Source organism: Amycolatopsis thailandensis, from assembly GCF_002234405.1.
Taxonomy (GTDB): Bacteria; Actinomycetota; Actinomycetes; order Mycobacteriales; family Pseudonocardiaceae; genus Amycolatopsis; species Amycolatopsis thailandensis.
Window position 1 is genome coordinate 1 of sequence record NZ_NMQT01000249.1, and the last position, 783, is coordinate 783.

The 783-nt window shown below is 71.1% G+C and carries 2 protein-coding genes; both read left to right on the forward strand.

All coding sequences use genetic code 11. The features are described from left to right. The first annotated feature begins 161 nt into the window (after positions 1-161). Positions 162-371, forward strand: a complete 210-nt coding sequence (locus tag CFP71_RS42020; protein WP_093939420.1) for a hypothetical protein — start codon at positions 162-164, stop codon at positions 369-371. Further along, on the forward strand, positions 368-783 hold a 416-nt coding region (locus CFP71_RS42025; RefSeq protein WP_143267286.1), incomplete at its 3' end, for a hypothetical protein. The genes CFP71_RS42020 and CFP71_RS42025, both read left to right, overlap by 4 nt.

Sequence of the window (783 nt, forward strand, 5' to 3'; positions counted from 1 at the left end):
GGCGGCCTGAGCACGCCCGAAGGTTCCGGCTGGGTGGTGTTCCGCCGTGACGATCTCGCCGAGCTCGTCGCCGCCACCTTCGATGCCGTCCGTCCCGGCACTGAGTCCGCCGCGATCGACTGGTCCCAGGCGGCCGAGGTGTTCCCGGGGGTGAGCCTCCGATGAGCGCCCCCACGGCACCGCGTGTGTGGCTCGCCGCCGGCGTCGCCCACCGGCCCGCGCCGGACGACGCGCCGGTGGTGCGCGACGACCTGATGCACCTGTGGTTCCCCGGCGACGACGGGCACTGGCACACCGCCGACAACCGTCACCACGCCGCCTGGACCGAACTCCATGCCCGCTTCGACCTCGTTGAGGTGATCGACCGATGACGTCCACTCACCCTGTACTCCTCGCCGATGTTCCGGCGACCATGATCGCCAGGGTTTCCGAGCTGTCGACGCTCGGTCGCCGCACCATGATCGACGACGAGGTCCAGGCGCTGCGGCCGCTCTTCGCGAGGTACGACGACGCCGAGGACGCCGTGATCGCGCTGCACGCGGTGTTCCTGCGCAAGGCCGCGATGATCTCCTGCCCGGATGACTTCGCCGTGCCCGCGGCTGTGCTGTTCGGACTCGGCCGCGCGCTGCGGCCGGGGTGCCGGATCGTGCCCGATGACGTGGTTCTCAACGTCCTCGCCCACACGATCCGCGCGGCACTGGCCGCCGCCGACGACCGGGACACAGTCGATACCCGGCGGCACCTAGAACTGGCCCGTTCGTGGATGGCGCACGCCCACCTGGG

Coding starts and splice junctions, on each gene's coding strand:
- CFP71_RS42020 (WP_093939420.1), top strand. CDS start 162: ATGAGCGCCCCCACGGCACCGCGTGTGTGGCTCGCCGCCGGCGTCGCC.